The organism is Streptomyces sp. NPDC031379 (genome assembly GCF_055569615.1).
In genome coordinates, this window is the sequence record NZ_JBVIIT010000007.1 from 147014 (window position 1) to 169010 (window position 21997).

15 protein-coding genes are annotated in these 21997 nt (G+C 69.9%); 7 read left to right on the forward strand and 8 right to left on the reverse strand.

What is annotated here, in order from left to right:
* Window positions 1-177: 177 nt before the first annotated feature.
* The gene (arc, locus tag ACZ5CW_RS12515; RefSeq protein WP_468600327.1) at window positions 178-1944 is read right to left on the reverse strand and encodes a proteasome ATPase; all 1767 of its coding nucleotides are present in this window, start codon (window positions 1942-1944) and stop codon (window positions 178-180) included.
* A 521-nt stretch (window positions 1945-2465) separates the two neighbouring features.
* Here arc and ACZ5CW_RS12520 point away from each other — a divergent pair.
* Complete coding sequence (locus tag ACZ5CW_RS12520) at window positions 2466-2768, forward strand: ferredoxin (RefSeq protein ID WP_468600329.1); 303 nt, start codon at window positions 2466-2468, stop codon at window positions 2766-2768.
* 7 nt (window positions 2769-2775) lie between these two features.
* On the opposite strand, the gene ACZ5CW_RS12525 is transcribed toward ACZ5CW_RS12520, so the two are convergent.
* The 3 genes from ACZ5CW_RS12525 to ACZ5CW_RS12535 form a co-directional block, all read right to left on the reverse strand.
* Complete coding sequence (locus ACZ5CW_RS12525; RefSeq protein ID WP_468600331.1) at window positions 2776-3357, reverse strand: hypothetical protein; 582 nt, start codon at window positions 3355-3357, stop codon at window positions 2776-2778.
* A 244-nt stretch (window positions 3358-3601) separates the two neighbouring features.
* Window positions 3602-4504, reverse strand: a complete 903-nt coding sequence (locus ACZ5CW_RS12530; RefSeq protein ID WP_351549202.1) for a tRNA (adenine-N1)-methyltransferase — start codon at window positions 4502-4504, stop codon at window positions 3602-3604.
* Window positions 4505-4542: 38 nt separating this feature from the next.
* Window positions 4543-6060 carry a site-2 protease family protein gene (locus ACZ5CW_RS12535; RefSeq protein WP_468600334.1) on the reverse strand — a complete coding sequence of 506 codons (1518 nt, stop codon included), beginning with the start codon at window positions 6058-6060 and terminating at the stop codon, window positions 4543-4545.
* A 178-nt stretch (window positions 6061-6238) separates the two neighbouring features.
* On the opposite strand from ACZ5CW_RS12535, the gene ACZ5CW_RS12540 reads away from it, so the two are divergent.
* Window positions 6239-7396 (forward strand): RecB family exonuclease, encoded by a 1158-nt coding sequence (locus ACZ5CW_RS12540; protein WP_468600336.1) that lies wholly within the window; start codon window positions 6239-6241, stop codon window positions 7394-7396.
* Window positions 7397-7410: 14 nt separating this feature from the next.
* Entirely contained in the window at window positions 7411-8082 is a 672-nt protein-coding gene (locus ACZ5CW_RS12545) for a response regulator (RefSeq protein ID WP_010045368.1), read from the forward strand.
* 62 nt (window positions 8083-8144) lie between these two features.
* Here ACZ5CW_RS12545 and ACZ5CW_RS12550 read toward each other — a convergent pair whose 3' ends face one another.
* The 4 genes from ACZ5CW_RS12550 to metH all read right to left on the reverse strand — a co-directional run bounded on the left by ACZ5CW_RS12550 (window position 8145) and on the right by metH (window position 16289).
* Complete coding sequence (locus tag ACZ5CW_RS12550) at window positions 8145-9725, reverse strand: ABC transporter substrate-binding protein (RefSeq protein ID WP_468600338.1); 1581 nt, start codon at window positions 9723-9725, stop codon at window positions 8145-8147.
* A gap of 99 nt (window positions 9726-9824) precedes the next feature.
* On the reverse strand, window positions 9825-11429 hold the full coding sequence (locus ACZ5CW_RS12555) for an ABC transporter substrate-binding protein (RefSeq protein ID WP_468600340.1): 1605 nt from the start codon (window positions 11427-11429) through the stop codon (window positions 9825-9827).
* A gap of 433 nt (window positions 11430-11862) precedes the next feature.
* Window positions 11863-12564: an HAD family hydrolase gene (locus ACZ5CW_RS12560; RefSeq protein ID WP_468600342.1), complete on the reverse strand. Its 702-nt coding sequence runs from the start codon at window positions 12562-12564 to the stop codon at window positions 11863-11865.
* A gap of 209 nt (window positions 12565-12773) precedes the next feature.
* Window positions 12774-16289 carry a methionine synthase gene (gene metH / locus ACZ5CW_RS12565; RefSeq protein WP_468600344.1) on the reverse strand — a complete coding sequence of 1172 codons (3516 nt, stop codon included), beginning with the start codon at window positions 16287-16289 and terminating at the stop codon, window positions 12774-12776.
* A 328-nt stretch (window positions 16290-16617) separates the two neighbouring features.
* On the opposite strand from metH, the gene ACZ5CW_RS12570 reads away from it, so the two are divergent.
* From ACZ5CW_RS12570 to ACZ5CW_RS12585, 4 genes are all read left to right on the forward strand, one after another.
* Window positions 16618-17382: an IclR family transcriptional regulator gene (locus ACZ5CW_RS12570; protein WP_468600346.1), complete on the forward strand. Its 765-nt coding sequence runs from the start codon at window positions 16618-16620 to the stop codon at window positions 17380-17382.
* A 345-nt stretch (window positions 17383-17727) separates the two neighbouring features.
* Window positions 17728-18522, forward strand: a complete 795-nt coding sequence (locus ACZ5CW_RS12575) for an MIP/aquaporin family protein (RefSeq protein ID WP_468600348.1) — start codon at window positions 17728-17730, stop codon at window positions 18520-18522.
* 68 nt (window positions 18523-18590) lie between these two features.
* The gene (gene glpK, locus ACZ5CW_RS12580) at window positions 18591-20129 is read left to right on the forward strand and encodes a glycerol kinase GlpK (protein WP_468600350.1); all 1539 of its coding nucleotides are present in this window, start codon (window positions 18591-18593) and stop codon (window positions 20127-20129) included.
* A gap of 48 nt (window positions 20130-20177) precedes the next feature.
* Window positions 20178-21794, forward strand: coding sequence for a glycerol-3-phosphate dehydrogenase/oxidase (locus ACZ5CW_RS12585; RefSeq protein WP_468600352.1), 1617 nt, complete (start codon window positions 20178-20180; stop codon window positions 21792-21794).
* Window positions 21795-21997: the final 203 nt, after the last annotated feature.

Consider the following 21997-nt stretch of genomic DNA (forward strand, 5'->3'; position numbering starts at 1 on the left):
GCGCTCCGGTGCGTGTGCGGTGCCCGTCCCCGCACTGCGCGACTCGGCGGTAGGAACGAGCCTAGAACGCCTTTGCGCTGGTGGGGAGATCATTTGCGTCATTGGCTGCTCCGGTCGTGGCCTGAAAAACGCAACGGCTGCGGGTACCCGGTGAGGGCACCCGCAGCCGCCCTGCCGTTACAGGTACTGACCGGTGTTCGCCACCGTGTCGATGGAGCGTCCGGTGTCCGCGCCCTGCTTTCCGGTGATGAGGGTACGGATGTACACGATCCGCTCGCCCTTCTTTCCGGAGATGCGGGCCCAGTCGTCGGGGTTGGTGGTGTTGGGCAGGTCCTCGTTCTCCTTGAACTCGTCCACGCAGGCCTGGAGGAGGTGGGAGACGCGGAGGCCCTTCTGGGTCTTCTCCAGGAAATCCTTGATCGCCATCTTCTTGGCACGGCCCACGATGTTCTCGATCATGGCGCCGGAGTTGAAGTCCTTGAAATAGAGGACTTCCTTGTCACCGTTTGCATAGGTGACTTCCAGGAAGCGGTTCTCCTCGGATTCGGCGTACATGTGCTCCACGGCCGTCTGGATCATGCTCTGGACGGTGGTGGCCTTGTCGCCGCCGTGCTCGCCGAGGTCGTCCGAGTGCAGCGGGAGACGCTCGGTGAGGTACTTGCCGAAGATGTCCTTGGCCGCCTCGGCGTCGGGACGCTCGATCTTGATCTTCACGTCGAGCCGGCCGGGGCGCAGGATGGCGGGGTCGATCATGTCCTCACGGTTCGAGGCGCCGATGACGACCACGTTCTGCAGGCCCTCCACACCGTCGATCTCGGCGAGCAGCTGCGGGACGATGGTGTTCTCCACGTCCGAGCTGACACCGGAGCCACGGGTGCGGAAGAGGGACTCCATCTCGTCGAAGAAGACGATCACGGGGGTGCCCTCGCTGGCCTTCTCACGGGCCCGCTGGAAGACGAGGCGGATCTGCCGCTCGGTCTCGCCGACGTACTTGTTGAGCAGCTCCGGACCCTTGATGTTCAGGAAGAAGCTCTTGCCGGCGGCCTGACCGGTGACCTCGGCGACCTTCTTGGCCAGAGAGTTGGCGACGGCCTTGGCGATGAGCGTCTTGCCGCAGCCGGGCGGGCCGTAGAGCAGGACGCCCTTGGGCGGGCGCAGCTCGTGCTCCTTGAACAGGTCCGGGTAGAGGTACGGCAGCTCGACCGCGTCCCGGATGGCCTCGATCTGGTTGCCGAGGCCGCCGATCTGCTCGTAGCCGATGTCGGGGACCTCTTCGAGGACGAGTTCCTCGACCTCGCTCTTGGGCACGACCTCGTAGACGTAGCCGGAGCGGGGTTCGAGCAGGAGGGCGTCGCCGGCGCGGATGGTGACGTCCAGCAGCGGCTCGGCGAGCCGCACCACCCGTTCCTCGTCGGTGTGCCCCAGCACGAGGGCGCGCTCGCCGTCCTCGAGGATCTCCTTGAGGGTGACGATGTCGCCGACGCGCTCGAACTCCATGGCCTCGACCACGTTGAGCGCTTCGTTGAGCATGACTTCCTGGCCGCGGCGCAGCTCCTCCAGCTCGACGCTGGGGCTCACGTTCACCCGGAGCTTGCGGCCGCCGGTGAAGATGTCGGCGGTGCCGTCCTCGTTCGCCTGCAGGAAGACTCCGAAGCCGGCCGGTGGCTGGGCGAGCCGGTCGACCTCTTCCTTGAGGGCCACGATCTGGTCGCGGGCCTCGCGGAGAGTGTTGGCCAGTCGTTCGTTCTGGGCGGACACGCCGGCCAGGTTGGTCTGCAGCTCGACGATCCGCTCTTCGAGAATCCTCGTGTGTCGCGGAGAGTCGGCGAGCTTTCGTCGCAGGACGGCGATCTCCTGCTCAAGGTAGGCGATCTGCCCGGCCGGGTCGTCGGACCCGCGTCCCGGGCGGATGCCGCGGTTCATGTCGTCGTCGTGGGCTGCCACGGTCCTCACCTCCTCCAAGGGGAGCTGGACGCTTCCAGACCCTACCTGGGTGGGTGTCGATTGAAACCCCTAGATCACAAAGACTGTCAAGGTGTGTCGTCGGTCACCCGGTGCGCTCTCCCTCGCACGGAGGGAATACCCACTCAACGTGATGTGGAAGCAGCTTGTTCCACGCACGATGCGGTCAAAACCCTTCACTACTGGCCGGAGTTGTCCGGTCCGAGCCAGATCGACCCGTAGGCGGGCAGCACGCGGCGCGCTCGTACGATCATCACGCAGAGCGACGGTTCGAGCGGGTGGTGTCACCGCCGGTCCGGCCTGAAGTGGCCGGGCCCGGGGCCGGGGTGCCCCTCTCCTGGTCGGGCGCTCGTACCCGAGGGTGCCGGGGCGGAAACCCGGAAGCGGGGGAACACGGCCGGAAACCGCGCGGAGGTAGGGTCGGGTGTGTTCAACAGCCGCTGGAGCGGACCCGGCTGGCCCTCGCGGGGTCGGGACCGCCCGGCGAACCGACGGCAGGAGAGATGACCGTGCAGCAGGAGGCCCCGGGCGGCGATGCGCTGGAGGTCTGGATCGACCAGGACCTGTGTACCGGCGACGGGATCTGTGCCCAGTACGCCCCTGAGGTGTTCGAGCTGGACATCGACGGGCTGGCCTATGTGAAGGGCGCCGACGACGAGCTGCTCCAGGACCCCGGGGCGACGACGCCGGTGCCCCTGCCGTTGCTCACGGACGTGGTGGACTCGGCGAAGGAGTGCCCCGGCGAGTGCATCCACGTGCGCCGGGTTCTGGACAAGGTCGAGGTGTACGGGCCCGGCGCGGCGTGAACCCGGTTCAGACGCTGTGGGCCCCGGCCGGCGTGGAGCGGACGAAGGCCTTGCCGTTCCACTGCCACTTGGCCGGGGTCTTCATGTCGGGGCAGCAACTGGGCACGGCGTCCGAGGAGTAGCCGAGCAGGGTCGCGGCGACCGCACGCGCGCGCAGGGCGAAGTCGGTGACGGTGATCCGGTCCTTGGGATCCACGAGGGTGGCGACCACACGGGGCTTGCCGCCGTCCGCGGAGCGGGTGAGGACGTAGACCCCGTCCGGCGGGGTGCCCATGGGGGCGTCGCAGTGCACGACCGCGACGGTTTCCGGTCTGCCGTCGCCGTCCAGGTCACCGGTGGCCTTCCGCACGACCACCGCCTTGACGGGGCCGCACTCCAGCGGGAAGTCCACGCCGGTCGTACTGGGCGGAGCGACGGCCGCGGGGGCGGACTTGGTCCGCGGGCCGCCGGCGGACTGGGCGGCCGTGGCCGATCCGGGCTGCACGACGGAGGAGAGGGCCACGACGCCGGCGACGGCGGCGGCCGTGGCGACCCAGTGGATGGGCCGCGTCTGGGCGTGGGCCAGCTCCGGAACGGCGGAATGCTGCACTAGGAGTGTCTCCTGTGAGGGCTGTGCCGGTGGGGTGGCCAGCATGGTGCCACACGTCACAGTGCGGGGGAACGGCGGGGTCCGGGATTTTCGCAGGCGGCACGCCCGCGCGCGGGGGCGTGCCGGGCACCGCGGTCGCGTCGGTCCAGGTGTCCCGACAACGGACGGGCGCCGTGGCCGAGTTCCCGTCGTTCGGTCGGGAACTCGGCCACGGCGCCCTTGCGTTGTACGCGTGCGTGGCCGGTCAGCGGCCGGCGCCGCCGTCGGCGTTGGGTCCGGCGTAGTCCTCGCCGTAGGCGCCCTTGGCCGGGCGGCGGCGGCGCATGGGCGGCTCGACGCCGTCCGCGAGGCGGCGGGCGGTGAGCAGGAAGCCGGTGTGGCCGATCATCCGGTGATCGGGGCGGACGGCCAGGCCCTCGATGTGCCAGTTGCGGATCATGGTCTCCCAGGCGGTCGGCTCGTTGAAGCAGCCGATCTCCCGGATGGACTCCACGGTCCGGGCGAGCTGGGTGGTGGTGGCCACGTAGCAGCACAGGATGCCGCCCGGGACGAGAGCCTTGGAGACGGCCTCCAGGCACTCCCAGGGGGCGAGCATGTCGAGGATGACGCGGTCGACGTCGGTGTCGGACAGGTTGTCCTGGAGGTCGCCGACGGTGAGCTGCCAGGCGGGGTGCGGGCCGCCGAAGTAGCGCTCCACGTTCTGCTGGGCGATCTCGGCGAAGTCCTCGCGGCGCTCGTAGGAGTGCAGCATGCCCTGGTCGCCGATGGCCCGCAGCAGGAAGCTGCTGAGCGAGCCGGAGCCGACGCCGGCCTCCACGACGCGTGCGCCGGGGAAGATGTCGGCGAAGGCCAGGATCTGCCCCGCGTCCTTGGGGTAGACGACGGCTGCCCCGCGGGGCATGGACAGGACGTAGTCGGGGAGCAGGGGGCGCAGCGCGAGGTAGGCCACGTTGCCGGTGGTGCGGACAACGCTGCCCTCGGGAGCACCGATCAGTTCGTCGTGCGGGAAGGAACCCTTGTGGGTGTGGAAGTTCTTCCCGGCTTCGAGCGTGAACGTGTAGTGGCGGCCCTTGGGGTCGGTCAGCTGTACCTGGTCCCCGACCTTGAAGGGCCCGCGCCTGCGGGCGGCACCGGTCGGTTCGGACATGTGAACAGACTACCGGCCTTTGCCGGGGCCGCCGACCACTACGGGGTGGGCCTGGCCATGGCCTTGACGAAGGCCCGCTCGACGTCCGCGGCGGACAGGACGCCGTAGATCTCGCCGGTCTCCTCGACGACCAGGTACTCGGTGGCCGGGGCGGCGCGCAGGGCGTCCAGCAGTTCCTCGCCCGCCAGCTCGGCGGAGACGCGCATGCCGTCGGTCAGCTCCTGGGCCAGGCCGCTGACGGCGACCCAGGGCCGGCGGTGTTCGGGTACGCCGACGATGGCGGCCTCGCGGACGAGGGAGAGGGGGTGGCCGTCGGCGTCGACGACGACCAGGGCACGGGCTCCGGCGGCGTTGGCGCGGCGCAGGGCCTCGGAGAGCGGGGTGTCGGTCTCGACGGGGACGGCGCGCCGGGTGAGGGTGCGGGCGCGCAGCTCGGGGAGGTGTTCGCGCAGCCGGGCCATGCGCAGGCTGTTGCCGGCGCCGGTCCAGATGATCGCGGCGAGGATGGCGGCGAGCAGGGCGTCGGTGACGGTGTCCATGCCGCCGGTGTCCTCGCCGCCGCCCCCGAGGGCGCCGGACTGGTTGAGCAGCGGCAGGCCGATCAGGACGCAGACGGCGAGCGCGCGGCCGACCCAGGCGGCGGCGACGGTGCCGGTCATCGGCTTGCCGCTGATCTTCCAGACGACGGCGCGGAGCATGCGGCCGCCGTCGAGGGGCAGGCCCGGCAGAAGGTTGAAGATCGCCACGATGAGGTTGGAGACCATCAGGCCGGCCAGCAGCACGCCGGGGACGGTGCCGGGCTCCACGGGCTTCATGGCGAGGTAGAACACCGCGGCGAGGACGAGCGAGAGCAGCGGTCCGACGAAGGCCAGGACGAACTCCCGGCCCGGGGTCTCGGCCTCCTTCTCGATCTCGGAGACACCGCCGAAGAACTGCAGCTGGATACGGCGGACCGGGAGCTTGAAGCGGATCGCGGCGACCGTGTGGGCCAGCTCGTGGACCAGGACGGAGGCGTAGAAGGCGACCGCGAAGAAGAGGGACACCAGGTAGCGGGCGGCGCCCAGCTCGGGCAGCACGCGGTCGAGCTGGCCGCCGAAGACCCAGGTGATCAGGGCGGCGACGAGGAACCAGCTCGGCGCCACGTACACCGGTACGCCGAAGGGGCGGCCCATGAGGATGCCGCCGCCGGGCTCCTTGGGCCGCGGCTGGGGCGGCTCGCCCTTGGCGATCCCGGAGTGGGCGAGGGAACGGTGTTCGGAGGCGTCGGGGTGGGGGGCGGTGCCGGCGGCGCGCCCCCTATCGGTGGGTCCGGTGGGGCCGGTGGGTCCGGTGGGTCCGGGCTCCGGACGTGGAGCGGCTTCCCGGGCGTCCTTGTCGCCGTCCGGGGCCCGGTCCGCGCGAGGCCGGTCCTGCGGGGCCGCCGGCTCCTCAGGGCGCTCGGGCTCCGGCCCGGGGTGGTCGGTGGATCCGGTCGCCGGGGCCGTAGGACCTGCGGGGTGCTCGGCCGGCTCGTCGTTGCCGGACCGCGGCTGCCCGCTCCCGCCGCTCACGTCCACGGTGTCCCCTCGTTCGAAGCGTCTTCCGCGCCTGCCGGGCGGAAGGGTCTCTGCTCGATGGTATGCGGCCGTGGCGGCACGTTTCGCCCCGGCACCCCTTGTGTTTGCCCCGCGGTCGCAGGGCCGACGCGGGCGGCGACCGGGTCACTGTCGGTGGGGGGCCGTAAGGTCTGTGGGCATGGACAGCAGCATCGAGGAGGCGGGATCCCCGCCGAGCGGCACGGAGGCTCTGCCGGGCGCGGCCGAGCGGACGGCCCCGGCCGGCCCGTCGCAGCCGACGACCGTGCCGGCCCCGGCGTCCGTGCCGAGCCCCCCGACGGCTGCGGAGACGGAACGGGGGTCGGCCGCCGGGACGACGGCGGACGCGGCGGGACCCTCTGCCGAGGGGCCCTCGGACGGGACGGCCGGCACCGCCACCGACCCTGTCGGGACGGCCGGCACCGCCACGGACACGGTCCCGGACGGGACGGCCGGCGTCCGGGTCGCCGTTCCGCCCACCTCGCTGTCTCCCTCCCGGGCCGGCGACTTCATGCAGTGTCCGTTGCTGTACCGGTTCCGGGTGATCGACCGGCTGCCGGAGAAGCCCAGCGCGGCCGCGACCCGCGGGACGCTGGTGCACGCCGTGCTGGAGCGGCTGTTCGACGCGCCGGCCGGGGAGCGGACCGCGCCGCGGGCCAAGGCGCTGATCCCCGGCCAGTGGGACCGGCTGCGGGAGAGCCGGCCGGAGGTGACCGAGCTGTTCGCCGACGATCCGGAGGGCGAGCGGCTGGCCCGCTGGCTCGAGGAGGCCGAGCGGCTCGTGGAGCGCTGGTTCACGCTGGAGGACCCCACGCGGCTGGAGCCGGCCGAGCGGGAGCTGTTCGTCGAGGCCGAGCTGGAGTCGGGGCTGCGGCTGCGCGGGATCATCGACCGGGTGGACGTGGCGCCGACCGGCGAGGTGCGGATCGTCGACTACAAGACGGGGAAGGCACCGCGGCCCGAGTACGCCGAGGGCGCCCTGTTCCAGATGAAGTTCTACGCGCTCGTCGTGTGGCGGCTGAAGCGGGTGGTTCCGCGCCGGCTCCAGCTGGTCTATCTCGGCAGTGGGGACGTGCTGACGTACGACCCGGTGCCCGCCGATCTGGAGCGGGTGGAACGGAAGTTGCACGCGCTGTGGGAGGCCATCCGGCAGGCCACCGAGACGGGCGTCTGGCGGCCCCGGCCGACCAAGCTGTGCGGCTGGTGCGATCACCAGGCGCACTGCCCCGAGTTCGGCGGCACTCCCCCGCCCTATCCGCTGCCCCTGAGGGCGCCCGAATCCGGTGCCGGGCCACAGGGCAGAATGGGGCCGGACTAGCGAAGGAGTGTCACGTGGCCATCCGCGTCCTACTGGTCGACGACCAGCCGCTGCTGCGTACCGGGTTCCGCATGATTCTCGAGGCCGAGCAGGACCTCGCGGTCGTCGGCGAGGCAGGCGACGGCCTGCAGGCTCTCGACCAGGTACGGGCCCTGCAGCCGGACGTCGTGCTGATGGACATCCGGATGCCTCGGATGGACGGGGTCGAAGCCACCCGGCAGATCACCGGTCCCGGCCGGGACGGTCCGGCCAAGGTGCTCGTGCTGACCACGTTCGACCTGGACGAGTACGTGGTGGAGGCGCTGCGGGCCGGTGCCAGCGGCTTCCTGCTGAAGGACGCGCCCGCCAACGAGCTGGTGCAGGCGATCCGGGTCGTCGCGGCCGGTGAGGCCATGCTCGCGCCGAGCATCACCCGCCGCCTGCTGGACAAGTACGCCACGCATCTGCCCTCCGGCGAGGAGCCGGTGCCGGACACCCTGCACACCCTCACCGACCGCGAGGTGGAGGTGCTGAAGCTGGTGGCGCGCGGGCTGTCCAACGCCGAGATCGCGGCCGACCTGTTCGTCAGCGAGACGACGGTGAAGACCCACGTGGGGCACGTGCTCACCAAGCTGGGTCTGCGGGACCGCGTGCAGGCCGCCGTGTACGCGTACGAGAGCGGCCTGGTGCGCCCCGGCGCCCAGTAGACCGTGCGACGGCGAAGGGCGCCCCTCCCGCGTGGCGAGGGGCGCCCTTGTCGTGACGTGTGTCAGCTCTTGCTGAGTTCCCAGAACCGGAACACCGTCGAGGCGTCCAGGCAGTACTCCAGGCCGTAGACGCCGTCGCGGACCACCGCGTACTGCTTGGCCTGCCAGACCGGCAGGACGGGCAGTTCGGCGGCGACGATGTCCTGCAGCTTGCCGAACTCCTTGTCGGTGGCGCCACGGTCGCTCTGCGCGGCCGTGCCGGGGATGAGGGAGCCGGTGATGGTGCTGTTGCTGTAGTTGTTGCTCAGCACGTTGCCCTTGCCGAAGAAGGGTGCCGTGAAGTTGTCGGCGTCCGGGTAGTCGGGCACCCAGCCCTTGACGTAGACGCCGTACCGGCCCTTGGCGATGTCCTTCTCGTACTGGTCGAAGGCGACCGACTGCACGTCCGCCTCGAACAGCCCGCTGGCGTTGAGCTGGCCGGCGATGGCCTTCAGCTCCTGGTCGGTGGCGGGGCCGTAGCGGGACGGCGTGGACCACAGGGTGAGCTTGACCTTGCCGGTGATGCCGTCGGCGTGCAGCGCGGCGGCGGCCTTGTCACGGGCGGGGCGGGCACCGTAGGTGTCGAAGAACGCGGTGTTGTGGCCCGCGATGCCCGCCGGGATGATCGAGTACAGCGGGGTGGCGGTGCCCTGGTAGACGTCCTTGATCAGGGCGTCGCGGTCGATGAGGTAGGCCATGGCCTTGCGGACGCCGAGCTTGCCCGCGACCGGGTCCTTCATGTTGAAGACCAGGTGCTGGACCTCGGCGCTGCTGCCCTCGATGACGTCGACGCCCTTGCTGTCGTCCTGCTGGTCGAGGTCGGCGATGTCCGTGGCGGTCAGGCCTCGGTAGGCGATGTCGATGTCGCCGTCGAGGAGGGACTGCTTCAGGGCCGTGCGGTCGCCGTGGAAGAACTTGAGGGTGACGCCGGAGTTGCTGACCTTGGCGGTCCCCTTGTAGTTGCCGTTGACCGAGAAGACCGCCTGGTCCTTGTCGAAGGAGTCCAGCTTGTAGGGGCCGGAGCCGACGGCCTGGTGGTCGGTGCGCAGACCGTCGGCGTCGTACTGGCGGTGGTTCACGATGGAGCCGGCGCCGGAGGCGATCTTGCTGGGGAAGGTGGCGTCGGGGACCTTCAGACGGAAGACGACCGTCTTGGCGTCCGGCGTCTCGACCGTGCCGAGCATCGGGAAGATGATCGCGGGACCGGCGGGGTCGTCGATCTTCATCATGCGGTCGAAGGAGAACTTCACGTCCTCGGAGGTGAGGGCGTCACCGTTGCTGAACTTCAGGCCGTCCTTCAGCTCGCACTTGTAGACCGTGGCCCGGGTGTCGGTGAAGGTGCACTGCCTGGCCAGTTCGGGCTCGGGTTCGGTCGCTCCCTTCGGGAAGCTGAGCAGTGACTGGAAGACGTTGTTGAACAACAGCCAGGAGCCGGGGTCATAGCCGGATGCCGGGTCCGTGGCGAGGACGTCGTCGGACATCCCCATCACCATGGAGGAGCCGGTACCCCCGGAATCACCGGTCTCCGAGCCGCAGCCGGTCAACAGGCCGGAGGCCAGCCCCGCCACGATGGGCAGGACCGGCCACTGGTTGCGCATGTTCACTTGAAATGTGCCTTGTCGTCGGTTCGTCGTCCCGGAGCAGCCGTCCCTGGCCCCCGGGTCCCGGGCAGCCGTCACCGGCCCCCGGGTTGAGGAGAGCCGTCAGCCGCTAGCACCGCGGCCGAGCTCCCACAGCTGGAGCGTCGAGGAGGAGTTCAGGGCATAGGCGACACCCGTGATGTCGTCGCGCGCGGCGACGTACTGCTTGCCCTGCCACAGCGGCAGCAGGGGGACGTCCTCGGCGACGGTGTCCTGGATCTCCGTCAGGCTGTTGGCGGCGCCGAGCCGGTCGGCCTCGCGGCGGGACTGCGGGATCAGGTCGCGCTGGATCGTGGTGTTGTTGTACGGCGAGCCGAGGAAGTTGTCCTTGTCGAGGAAGGGCGCGATGAAGTTGTCGGCGTCCGGGAAGTCGGGGAACCAGCCCATCCCGTAGACGTCGTACTCGCCCTTCTGCTCGGCCGGGCGGAAGGCGTCCCAGCGGTGGCCCTGGATGGAGACGTCGAACAGGCCGCTGCCGTTGAGCTGCTTCTGCAGGATCTGGAACTCCTGCTTGGTGGCCGAGCCGTAGTGGTCGGTCGTGTAGTGCAGGGTCAGCTTCACCGGGGTGGTGATGCCGGCCTCGCTGAGCAGGCCCTTGGCCTTGTCGACGCTGGGGTTGCCGTACTTGTTGAAGAACGAGTTGGAGTGGCCGGTGACGGTCGCCGGGACCAGCGAGTACAGCGGCTCCGCCTGGGTGCCGTAGACCTTGGAGACCAGTTCGCCGCGGTTGATGACCTGGGCCATGGCCTGGCGCACGGCCTTGGCCTTCACGGAGGACGCCTTGGTGTTGAAGGCGAGGTAGCGGATCTCCAGGCCCGGCATGTCGACGAGGTCGACGTTGTTGTCGGAGCCGCCGTCCAGCTTCTGGATCTGCGCGGGCGTCATGGTGCGGGTCATGACGTCGATGTCACCCTTGTCGATCGCGGCGCCCATGGCGTCCGCGTCCTGGAAGGCGCGCAGTTGGACCTTGTCGTTGTTCACCGTCACACTGCCCTTGTACGAGGCGTTCTTGGTGAAGGTGGCGTTGACGAGCACGTCGTCCTGGACGTCGGCCTTGAAGGTGTAGGGGCCGGAGCCGTCCATCTCGAAGCCGTCGCGCAGCTTGTCCTTCTGGTAGTCCTTCGGGTTGACGATGCCCGCGACCGGGGTGGACAGCTTGTACGGGAAGGTGGCGTCGGCCGTCTTGAGGTGGAAGATCACCTCGCGCTCGCCCTGCGTCTCGACGGTGTCGATGGTGTTCAGCAGGGCTGCGGGACCGCCGGGGGCGTTGATGCGCAGCGAACGCTCGATGGAGTACTTCACGTCCTCGGCGGTGACCGGGTCGCCGCTCGCGAACGTCAGGCCCTCGCGCAGCTTGCAGGCGTAGCGCTCGTTGCCGCTGTCGGTGAAGGTGCAGCTCTCGGCGGCGTCCGGGACGGGGTCGCCCTCGCCCTTGGGCTGGGTCATCAGGGTCTGCACCGTCTGGCGCATGATGTTCCAGAGGCCGACGTCGTAGGCGTAGGCCGGGTCGAGGGGTGCCGGGGCGTCCGTGGTGGCGGTGAACCGGTCCGTGGTGCCGACGACGATGGCGTCGCCGCCCTTGCTCCCGCTGTCGGATCCGCCGCACGCGGCGAGAACCGGGGTGAGCAGACCGACCACCGCCGGCAGCACCAAAGTCTTGCGGTTCATGCGGGAGTTTCTCCAGAGCTGTTCGGGTCCGTGTATCCGGCATGCATGGGTGGTGCGGCGGATCACGGGGGGTTGCGGCGATGTTCTCGCGATGAGATTAGTCCGCGCCCGCAGGAGGGTTCACAGCCGCGTGACTTGACCCCCCATCACGCAGCGGAATCAGGTGCGGACACACCGAAAACCCGACAGCGGCAGGATTAGTGCAGCTTTCCATCAATCGGGACACATGGACCCGGCGAGCACGGCCCGGAAGGGTCGGTCAGCACAGCTGGGCAACGTTGTCGAGGCCCGTCGGCGTGGGGAACGTCACACTCCAACTGTGTGGCGAGTCAGTGGAATTCCGGCCGGATGACCGGATCGGAATTCCCCTCGGGTGTACTTCCCCGGAAATGTGTCCACCACACCCAATGACGTTTGCACGCTGGGTGAACGGCTAGCGCATTTCCGTCATCAGGTCGCGGAGAAATGCCAGGTCGACCTCTTCCAGGGAGGTGACCACGGTGCGTCCCTCGGACGGGGTGATGGGGGCGATGGAGGGCACGGCGACCACCCGGCAGCCCGCGGCCTCGGCCGCGGCCACCCCGGTCGCGGTGTCCTCGACGACGGCACATCTGGCCGGATCCGCACCCAGCTTGGCCGCGGCGAGCAGATACGGGTCCGGGAAGGGCTTGGTGCGCGAGACCTCGTCGCCGGCGACGGACAGGTCGAAGTGGTGCGGGCCCAGCACGGTCAGCACGCGGTCGATGATGCGCCGGTGGGAGGCGGAGACCAGGGCGGTGGGGATGGCGTGCTCGCGGAGTTCGGCGAGCAGCCGGGAGGCGCCGGGCATCAGCGGCAGCGCGTGACCGATGCGGTCCTCGAAGCCGTCGTTGAGCAGCACGGAGAGTTCGGCGAGCGTGATGTCGGCGCCGGTGGCCTCGATGAGGAAGCCGGCGCTGCGGGTCATCGGGCCGCCGACCACGACGTGCCGCCAGGAATCGTCCAGGGCGTGACCGAGGCGGGCGAAGATCTCCACCTCGACGTCCCACCAGAAGCCCTCGGTGTCCACCAGGGTGCCGTCCATGTCGAGAAGCACCGCCTGCAGGGCGGAGCCTTCGGCCGTACGGGTTCCGAGCGCGGGGACCGTACTGGTCATCCGGGCGCACCTCCTTGAGGGACGACCAGGCCGGTTCCCGCACGGGGAACCGGCCTGCAGTGGACCGACTAGTGTACGACTCCGGCGCCCGAAGCGCCTCGTTTATCGCTCGGGCGCGGGGGTACGCCTGAAACACCCCCGGCACAGGCCAGGAGGCGCTTCGGCGCGCCCGTGGGGCGCGCCGAAGCGGTGATCGGCGGTGATCCGGATCACCGGGCGTTGAAGTACTTCGCCTCCGGGTGGTGGATCACGATGGCGTCCGTGGACTGCTCGGGGTGCAGCTGGAACTCCTCGGACAGATGGACGCCGATCCGCTCGGGCTTGAGCAGTTCGGCGATCTTGGCGCGGTCCTCCAGGTCGGGGCAGGCGCCGTAGCCGAGGGAGAAGCGGGCGCCCCGGTACTTGAGGGCGAACATGTCCTCGACGTCCGCCGGGTCCTCGCCGGCGAAGCCGAGTTCGGCGCGGACGCGGGCGTGCCAGTACTCGGCGAGCGCCTCGGCCAACTGGACGGACAGGCCGTGCAGTTCGAGGTAGTCGCGGTAAGCGTTGGCCTCGAAGAGCTTGGCGGTCTCCTCGCCGATGCGCGAGCCGACGGTGACGACCTGGAAGCCGACCACGTCCGTCTCCCCCGACTCCTCCGGACGGAAGAAGTCGGCCAGGCACAGGCGGCGGCCGCGGCGCTGGCGCGGGAAGGTGAAGCGGGTGCGCTCGTTGCCCTGCTCGTCCAGGATGATCAGGTCGTCGTCCTTGGACACACAGGGGAAGTAGCCGTAGACGACGGCCGCTTCGAGCAGGTTCTCGGTCTGGAGACGGTCGAGCAGACCGCGCAGCCGGGGACGGCCCTCGGTCTCGACCAGCTCCTCGTAGGTCGGTCCCTCACCGGTGCGGGCCTGCTTGAGCCCCCACTGGCCCTTGAACAGCGCGCCCTCGTCCAGCCAGCTCGCGTACTCCTTGAGCTGGATGCCCTTGACGACGCGGGTGTCCCAGAAGGGCGGGGCCGGTACCGGGTTGTCGGTGGCGACGTCGGAGCGGACGTGGCCCTCCTGCGGGCGCTCCTCGACCTCGACGGCCGCGGCCGCCCGGACCCGGCGCTGCTTCAGCTCGGGCAGCTTGGCGCCCGGCACGCCGCGCTTGACGCCGATGAGGGCGTCCATCAGGCGCAGGCCCTCGAAGGCGTCGCGGGCGTAGCGGACCTCGCCCTCGTAGATCTCGTGCAGGTCCTGTTCGACGTAGGCCCGGGTCAGGGCGGCGCCGCCGAGGATGACCGGGAAGCGGGTGGCGAGTCCGCGCTGGTTCAGCTCCTCCAGGTTCTCCTTCATGATCACCGTGGACTTCACCAGCAGCCCGGACATGCCGATGACGTCGGCCCGGTGCTCCTCGGCCGCCTCCAGGATCGCGGAGACGGGCTGCTTGATGCCGAGGTTGACGACGTTGTAGCCGTTGTTGGACAGGATGATGTCGACCAGGTTCTTGCCGATGTCGTGCACGTCGCCGCGCACGGTGGCCAGCACGATCGTGCCCTTGCCCTCGGCGTCCGACTTCTCCATGTGCGGCTCGAGGTAGGCCACGGCGTTCTTCATGACCTCGGCGGACTGCAGGACGAACGGCAGCTGCATCTGGCCGGAGCCGAACAGCTCGCCGACGACCTTCATACCGTCCAGCAGGGTGTCGTTGACGATGTCGAGGGCGGGCCGGTCCTGGAGGGCCTCGTCCAGGTCGGCCTCCAGGCCGTTGCGCTCGCCGTCGATGATCCGGCGCTTGAGGCGCTCCTCCAGCGGCAGCGCGGCCAGCTCCTCGGCCTTGCCGGCCTTGAGGGACTTCGCCGTGGCGCCCTCGAAGAGCTGCATCAGCTTCTGCAGGGGGTCGTAGCCCTCGGTGCGGCGGTCGTGGATCAGGTCGAGGGCCGTCCGGACCTCTTCCTCGCTGAACCGGGCGATCGGCAGGATCTTGGAGGCGTGCACGATCGCCGAGTCCAGGCCCGCCTTGACGCACTCGTCCAGGAAGACGGAGTTCAGCAGGATGCGGGCGGCCGGGTTCAGGCCGAAGGAGATGTTCGACAGGCCGAGGGTGGTCTGCACGGCCGGGTGCCGCTTCTTCAGCTCGCGGATCGCCTCGATGGTGGCGATGCCGTCCTTGCGGGACTCCTCCTGACCGGTGCAGATGGTGAAGGTCAGGGTGTCGATGAGGATGTCGTCCTCGCGGATGCCCCAGTTCCCGGTCAGGTCGTCGATGAGCCGTTCGGCGATCTCGACCTTCTTCTCCGGGGTGCGGGCCTGGCCCTCCTCGTCGATCGTGAGCGCGATCAGGGCGGCGCCGTGCTCACCCGCCAGCTTCGTGACCTGCGCGAACCGGGATTCGGGGCCGTCGCCGTCCTCGTAGTTCACCGAGTTGATCACCGCGCGGCCGCCGAGCTTCTCCAGACCGGCCCGGATGACGTCGACCTCGGTGGAGTCCAGGACGATCGGCAGGGTGGAGGCGGTGGCGAAACGGCCGGCCAGTTCCTCCATGTCCGCCACGCCGTCGCGGCCGACATAGTCCACGCACAGGTCGAGCATGTGCGCGCCCTCGCGGATCTGCTCCCGCGCCATCTCCACACAGTCGTCCCAGCGGGCCTCCAGCATGGCCTCGCGGAACTTCTTGGAGCCGTTGGCGTTGGTGCGCTCGCCGATGGCCAGGTAGGAGGTGTCCTGCCGGAAGGGGACCGACTGGTAGAGGGAGGCCGCGCCGGGCTCGGGGCGCGGGTCGCGCTCGGTCGGGGCGAGGCCCCGGACGCGTTCCACGACCTGGCGCAGGTGTTCCGGGGTGGTGCCGCAGCAGCCGCCGACGAGCGAGATGCCGTACTCGCGGACGAAGGTCTCCTGGGCGTCGGCCAGCTCGGGTGCGCCCAGCGGGTAGTGGGCGCCGTCCTTGCCGAGCACCGGCAGGCCCGCGTTGGGCATGCAGGACAGCGGGATGCGGGCGTTGCGCGCGAGGTAGCGCAGGTGCTCGCTCATCTCGGCCGGGCCGGTGGCGCAGTTCAGGCCGATCATGTCGATGCCGAGCGGCTCGAGCGCGGTGAGGGCGGCGCCGATCTCCGAGCCCAGCAGCATGGTGCCGGTGGTCTCGACGGTCACCGACACGATCACCGGCAGGTCCAGGCCCAGGGCCTCGAGGCCGCGGCGGGCGCCGAGGACGGCGGCCTTGGTCTGCAGCAGGTCCTGGGTGGTCTCCACGAGCAGCGCGTCGGCGCCGCCGGCGACCAGGCCCTCGGCGTTGCGCTGGTAGGCGTCGCGCAGGGTGGTGTAGGGGGCGTGGCCGAGGGTGGGCAGCTTGGTGCCGGGGCCCATGGAGCCGAGGACCCAGCGGGCGCGGCCGTCCTGGGCGGTGAACTCGTCGGCGACCTCGCGGGCCACCCGCGCGCCGGCCTCGGACAGCTCGTACACGCGCTCGGGGATGTCGTACTCGCCGAGCGCGGAGTGGTTGGCCCCGAAGGTGTTGGTCTCGACGCAGTCGACGCCCACGGAGTAGTACGCCTCGTGGACGGAGCGGACGATGTCGGGGCGGGTGAGGTTGAGGATCTCGTTGCAGCCCTCGAGCTGCTGGAAGTCGTCGAGCGTCGGCTCCTGGGCCTGGAGCATGGTGCCCATGGCGCCGTCGGCGACCACCACTCGGGTGGCGAGTGCCTCTCGGAGCGCGGACACGCGGGTCCGGGTGTCGGCGGACGGGGACGTTGGCGACGAGGCCATAAAGGGGCTCCCTGGAGTGCGACGGCTGTCGGCTATGCGGTGTCCCCGGCAGGCGAGGATGCCGCACGGCGTCAGAGTAGCCGGGAGTCGGCTTGGATGGGCAGCGGCGTCCACGAGGCGGACTCGGGTGGCCCTCGCGGCTCGCTCGGGTCGCGTCGGATGTAACTGGTGTCGTCCGACCATTAGCGAGAGGTCGACATGGACCGGTAGTGTTCGACATTGCCGAACGGCGGTTAAGAGACGTACGACGGTGTACGACTGCTCGACACCGAAGGATCACGTCGACCGACGTTCGTCGGGAGTCGAAGGGGACGGAGGCAGGACGGGGATGGCACGGAACATCCAGTCGCTCGAACGGGCGGCCGCGATGCTGCGGTTGCTGGCGGGCGGCGAACGGCGGCTCGGCCTGTCGGACATCGCCTCCTCGCTGGGCCTCGCCAAAGGCACGGCCCACGGCATCCTGCGCACCCTCCAGCAGGAGGGGTTCGTGGAGCAGGACGACATCTCCGGGCGTTACCAGCTGGGGGCGGAACTGCTGCGCCTCGGCACCACCTACCTGGACGTGCACGAGCTGCGGGCCCGGGCCCTGGTGTGGACCGACGACCTGGCCCGCTCCAGCGGGGAGAGCGTGTACCTGGGCGTCCTGCACCAGCAGGGCGTGCTGATCGTGCATCACGTCTTCCGGCCGGACGACAGCCGGCAGGTACTGGAGATCGGCGCCATGCAGCCGCTGCACTCCACCGCGCTCGGCAAGGTGCTCTCCGCGTACGACCCGGTGGCGCACAGCGAGGCGATGGAGGCCGACCGCAAGCCCTTCACGGACCGCACGGTGTGCGATCCGGGCGACTTCGAGCACCTCCTCGACATCACGCGCGCGCGTGGTTACGCGGCCGACGTGGAGGAGACCTGGGAAGGGGTGGCGTCGATCGCCGCGCCCATCCACGACCGGCGCCGGATGCCCGTCGGCGCGGTCGGCATCACGGGCGCGGTGGAGCGGTTGTGCCCGGAGGGCGAGTTGCGCCCCGAACTGATCGCCGCGGTGCGCGACTGCGCCCGCGCCGTCTCCAGGGACCTGGGCGCGGGCCGCTTCTGAGCGCCGCGCGCTGCCGCGGACATGACCGGGACGCCGGGCGGCGTCCCGGTTCTCGCCATACCCTGAAATGGACATATAGGGCGAGAAGGTACGTCAGCGCATGAAGAGCGATAACCGGCAGCGATCAATAACGATCCTGTTTTCGATAACAGAACTCTTGACGCACGCGTAACGCCGAAGCAAGACTCCCGTCCATCGGTCGGCATTGTCGAACACCTACCGGCAATACGCGCTAGAGTGTGACAACGCCAGAGGCCAGCTCATCGCTCTCACCCCCGAGGGCGCCAGACCCCCGGAGGGACCCGGGGTTCGGCTACCCCTGGACGAAGGACAAAGGAGTCGCGGGTGTCCAGCTCCGACATCTTCATCGGCGAGACCATCGGTACCGCCATACTCATCCTGCTCGGCGGCGGCGTCTGCGCCGCTGTGACCCTGAAGGCCTCAAAGGCCCGTAACGCCGGTTGGCTCGCCATCACCTTCGGGTGGGGCTTCGCCGTCCTGACGGCCGTGTACATCTCCGGACCGCTGTCCGGAGCCCACCTCAACCCGGCTGTCACCGTCGCCCTGGCGATCAAGGACAACGCCTGGAACAACGTTCCGACCTACCTCGCCGGCCAGCTGCTCGGCGCGATGATCGGCGCGGCTCTGGTGTGGATCACCTACTACGGCCAGTTCCACGCGCACCTGACCGACAAGGAGATCGTCGGCGGCCCGGGTGCGCAGGCCACCGAGGCCAAGGCCGTCGAGGCCCAGGAGACGGGGGCCGGCCCGGTCCTCGGTGTCTTCTCCACCGGTCCGGAGATCCGGAACGTGGTGCAGAACCTGGCCACGGAGATCATCGGCACCGTGGTGCTGATCCTCGCGGTCCTCACGCAGGGCCTGAACGACCAGGGCAACGGCCTCGGCATCCTCGGCGGTCTGATCACCGCGCTCGTGGTGGTGTCGATCGGTCTCTCGCTGGGCGGCCCGACGGGCTACGCCATCAACCCGGCCCGTGACCTCGGCCCGCGCATCGTGCACGCCCTGCTGCCCCTGCCCAACAAGGGCGGTTCGGACTGGAGCTACGCCTGGATCCCGGTGGTCGGTCCGCTGATCGGCGGCGCGATCGCCGCAGGCATCTACAACGTCGCATTCGCCTAGACAAGCACCGCACTTCGCGCACGCGCCGTACGTACAGCCCCCTCACACGGATCTTTCAGGAGCACACAGTGACCGACGCTCACACCGCAGGCCCGTTCATCGCGGCCATCGACCAGGGCACGACTTCGTCGCGCTGCATCGTCTTCGACCGGGACGGCCGGATCGTCTCCGTCGACCAGAAGGAGCACGAGCAGATCTTCCCGAAGCCGGGCTGGGTCGAGCACAACGCCAACGAGATCTGGACCAACGTCCAGGAAGTCGTCGCCGGGGCCATCGAGAAGGCCGGCATCACCCGTGACGACATCAAGGCCATCGGCATCACCAACCAGCGCGAGACCACCGTGCTGTGGGACAAGAACACCGGTGAGCCCGTCTACAACGCCCTTGTCTGGCAGGACACCCGCACCGACAGCCTCTGCAAGGAGCTGGGCCGCAACGTCGGCCAGGACCGCTTCCGCCGTGAGACCGGCCTCCCGCTGGCCTCCTACTTCTCCGGGCCCAAGGCCCGCTGGCTGCTCGACAACGTCGACGGTCTCCAGGAGCGCGCCGAGGCCGGCGACATCCTCTTCGGCACCATGGACACCTGGGTCATCTGGAACCTGACCGGCGGTGTCAACGGCGGCAAGCACGTCACCGACGTCACCAACGCCTCCCGTACCCTCCTCATGAACCTGCACACGATGCAGTGGGACGACAAGATCGCCGAGTCCATCGGCGTGCCGATGCAGATCCTGCCCGAGATCCGCTCCTCCGCCGAGGTCTACGGCGAGGTCACCGGCGGCAAGCTCGGCGACCTCCTCGGCGGCATCCCGGTCGCCTCCGCGCTCGGCGACCAGCAGGCGGCCCTGTTCGGCCAGACCTGTTTCGCCGAGGGCGAGACCAAGTCCACCTACGGCACCGGCACCTTCATGGTGATGAACACCGGTGACAAGATCATCAACTCCTACGCCGGTCTGCTGACCACGGTCGGTTACAAGATCGGCGACCAGCCGACGGTCTACGCCCTCGAGGGCTCGATCGCCGTCACGGGCTCCCTGGTGCAGTGGATGCGCGACCAGATGGGCCTGATCTCCACCGCCGCCGAGATCGAGACGCTCGCGCTCTCGGTCGAGGACAACGGCGGAGCCTACTTCGTACCGGCCTTCTCCGGTCTGTTCGCCCCGCACTGGCGCTCCGACGCCCGCGGTGTGATCGCCGGTCTGACCCGGTACGTGACCAAGGCGCACCTCGCGCGCGCCGTCCTTGAGGCCACCGCCTGGCAGACGCGGGAGATCGCCGACGCCATGGTCAAGGACTCCGGCGACGAGCTGGTGACCCTCAAGGTCGACGGCGGCATGACCGCCAACAACCTGCTGATGCAGACGCTCTCCGACGTCCTGGACGCGCCCGTGGTGCGCCCGATGGTCGCGGAGACCACCTGCCTCGGCGCCGCCTACGCCGCCGGCCTCGCCGTCGGCTTCTGGTCCAGCACCGACGAACTGCGCGCCAACTGGCGCCGGGCCGCCGAATGGACCCCCCGCATGGACGCGGAGACCCGCGACCGTGAGTACAAGAACTGGCTCAAGGCCGTCGACCGGACCATGGGCTGGATCGAGGACGAGAGCTGAGCGGCTCAAGACGGCTCAGACATCTCTGACGAGGAGTAAGTACCCGAAATGACCAGTCAGTCCACCCTGCAGACCGTGCCTGCCCTGGGAATGCACCCGGCCTCCGGCTCCAACCCGAGCCGAGCCGAGACCAGGGAGCAGCTCGCCAAGGCGTCGTACGACCTTCTTGTGATCGGCGGCGGCATCCTGGGCATCTCCACCGCCTGGCACGCCGCGCAGTCCGGCCTCAGGGTGGCGCTGGTCGACGCCGGCGACTTCGCCGGCGCCACCTCCTCCGCCTCCTCCAAGCTGCTCCACGGCGGTCTGCGCTACCTGCAGACCGGCGCGGTGAAGCTGGTGGCGGAGAACCACTTCGAGCGCCGTGCGGTCTCCCGCCAGGTGGCCCCCCACCTGGCGAACCCGCTCACCTTCTACCTCCCCGTGTACAAGGGGGGGCCGCACGGCGCGGCGAAGCTCGGCGCGGGCGTCTTCGCCTACTCCGCGCTCTCCGCCTTCGGTGACGGCGTGGGCCACCTGCTCTCCCCCGCCAAGGCGGCGCAGGACGTGCCCGAGCTGCGCACCGAGAACCTCAAGGCCGTGGCCGTGTACGGCGACGACCAGATGAACGACGCCCGCATGGCGCTGATGACGGTCCGCGCGGCCGTCGAGGCGGGCGCGGTCGTCCTCAACCACGCCGAGGTCACCGGCCTGCGCTTCACCAACGGCCGGGTCACCGGCGCCGACCTCAAGGACCGGACCTCCGGTGACGAGTTCGGCGTCAACGCCCGCCTGGTGCTGAACGCGACCGGCCCCTGGGTCGACCACCTGCGCCGGATGGAGGACCCGAACGCGGCCCCGTCCATCCGCCTGTCCAAGGGTGCGCACCTGGTCCTCAAGCGCACCTCCCCGTGGAAGGCCGCGCTGGCCACCCCGATCGACAAGTACCGCATCACCTTCGCCCTCCCCTGGGAGGACATGCTGCTGCTCGGCACCACCGACGAGGAGTTCGAGGGCGACCCGGCGGACGTGTCCGTCACCGAGAAGGACATAGCCCAGATCCTGGACGAGGCCGCGTTCTCCGTCCGGGACCAGCAGCTCAAGCGCGATCTGATCACCTACGCCTTCGCCGGTCTGCGCGTGCTGCCGGGCGGCCCCGGCGACACCGCCAAGGCCAAGCGCGAGACCGTGGTCACCGAGGGCAAGAGCGGCATGCTGTCCGTCGCGGGCGGCAAGTGGACCACCTTCCGGCACATCGGCCGCACGGTGATGCAGAAGCTGGAGGAGCTGCCGGGCCACCCGCTCGGTGACGACTTCGAGCCGATCTCCTCGCTGCCGAAGAAGCTGCCGCTGCCGGGTGTCGCCAACCCGCGCGCGGTCGCGCACCGCCTCCTGGTGGACCATCCGGCACCGGGCCCGCGCATGGCCGCCGACACGGCCAAGCACCTGGCCACCCACTACGGTTCGCTGGCCTTCGACATCGCCCGCATGGCGAACGACAACCCGGAGCTGGCCGAGCGCGTCCACCCGGACGCCCCGGAGATCTGGGCGCAGGTCGTCTGGGCCCGGGACCACGAGTGGGCCGAGACGACGGACGACGTGCTGCGCCGCCGGACGACGCTGACCATCCGGGGCCTGGCCACGGACGAGGTCCGCGCCAAGGTCCAGGACCTGCTCGACAAGAAGTAGGCCACGGCCACCGGCCTCTTCCCTGACCAGGGCCGGTGACCGCCGCGGACCGGCCCCGCCGCACCGGGGCCGGGAAACCGGGAGGGGCGGCTCCGTACCGACGGAGCCGCCCCTTTCTCCTGCGCCGGGCGCCTCGCCCGGTGGGGACCGTCACGGGGCGTACGCGGCGAACACGCGGTCCCGCCGGCCGCCGAAGGCCCTCT

Excerpts from the sequence above, each read along its gene's own strand:
- ACZ5CW_RS12570 (WP_468600346.1), top strand. The coding sequence starts at position 16,618 with ATGGCACGGAACATCCAGTCGCTCGAACGGGCGGCCGCGATGCTGCGG.
- metH (WP_468600344.1), bottom strand. The coding sequence starts at position 16,289 with ATGGCCTCGTCGCCAACGTCCCCGTCCGCCGACACCCGGACCCGCGTG.
- ACZ5CW_RS12540 (WP_468600336.1), top strand. The coding sequence starts at position 6,239 with ATGGACAGCAGCATCGAGGAGGCGGGATCCCCGCCGAGCGGCACGGAG.
- ACZ5CW_RS12585 (WP_468600352.1), top strand. The coding sequence starts at position 20,178 with ATGACCAGTCAGTCCACCCTGCAGACCGTGCCTGCCCTGGGAATGCAC.
- ACZ5CW_RS12555 (WP_468600340.1), bottom strand. The coding sequence starts at position 11,429 with ATGAACCGCAAGACTTTGGTGCTGCCGGCGGTGGTCGGTCTGCTCACC.
- ACZ5CW_RS12560 (WP_468600342.1), bottom strand. The coding sequence starts at position 12,564 with ATGACCAGTACGGTCCCCGCGCTCGGAACCCGTACGGCCGAAGGCTCC.
- ACZ5CW_RS12520 (WP_468600329.1), top strand. The coding sequence starts at position 2,466 with ATGACCGTGCAGCAGGAGGCCCCGGGCGGCGATGCGCTGGAGGTCTGG.
- ACZ5CW_RS12530 (WP_351549202.1), bottom strand. The coding sequence starts at position 4,504 with ATGTCCGAACCGACCGGTGCCGCCCGCAGGCGCGGGCCCTTCAAGGTC.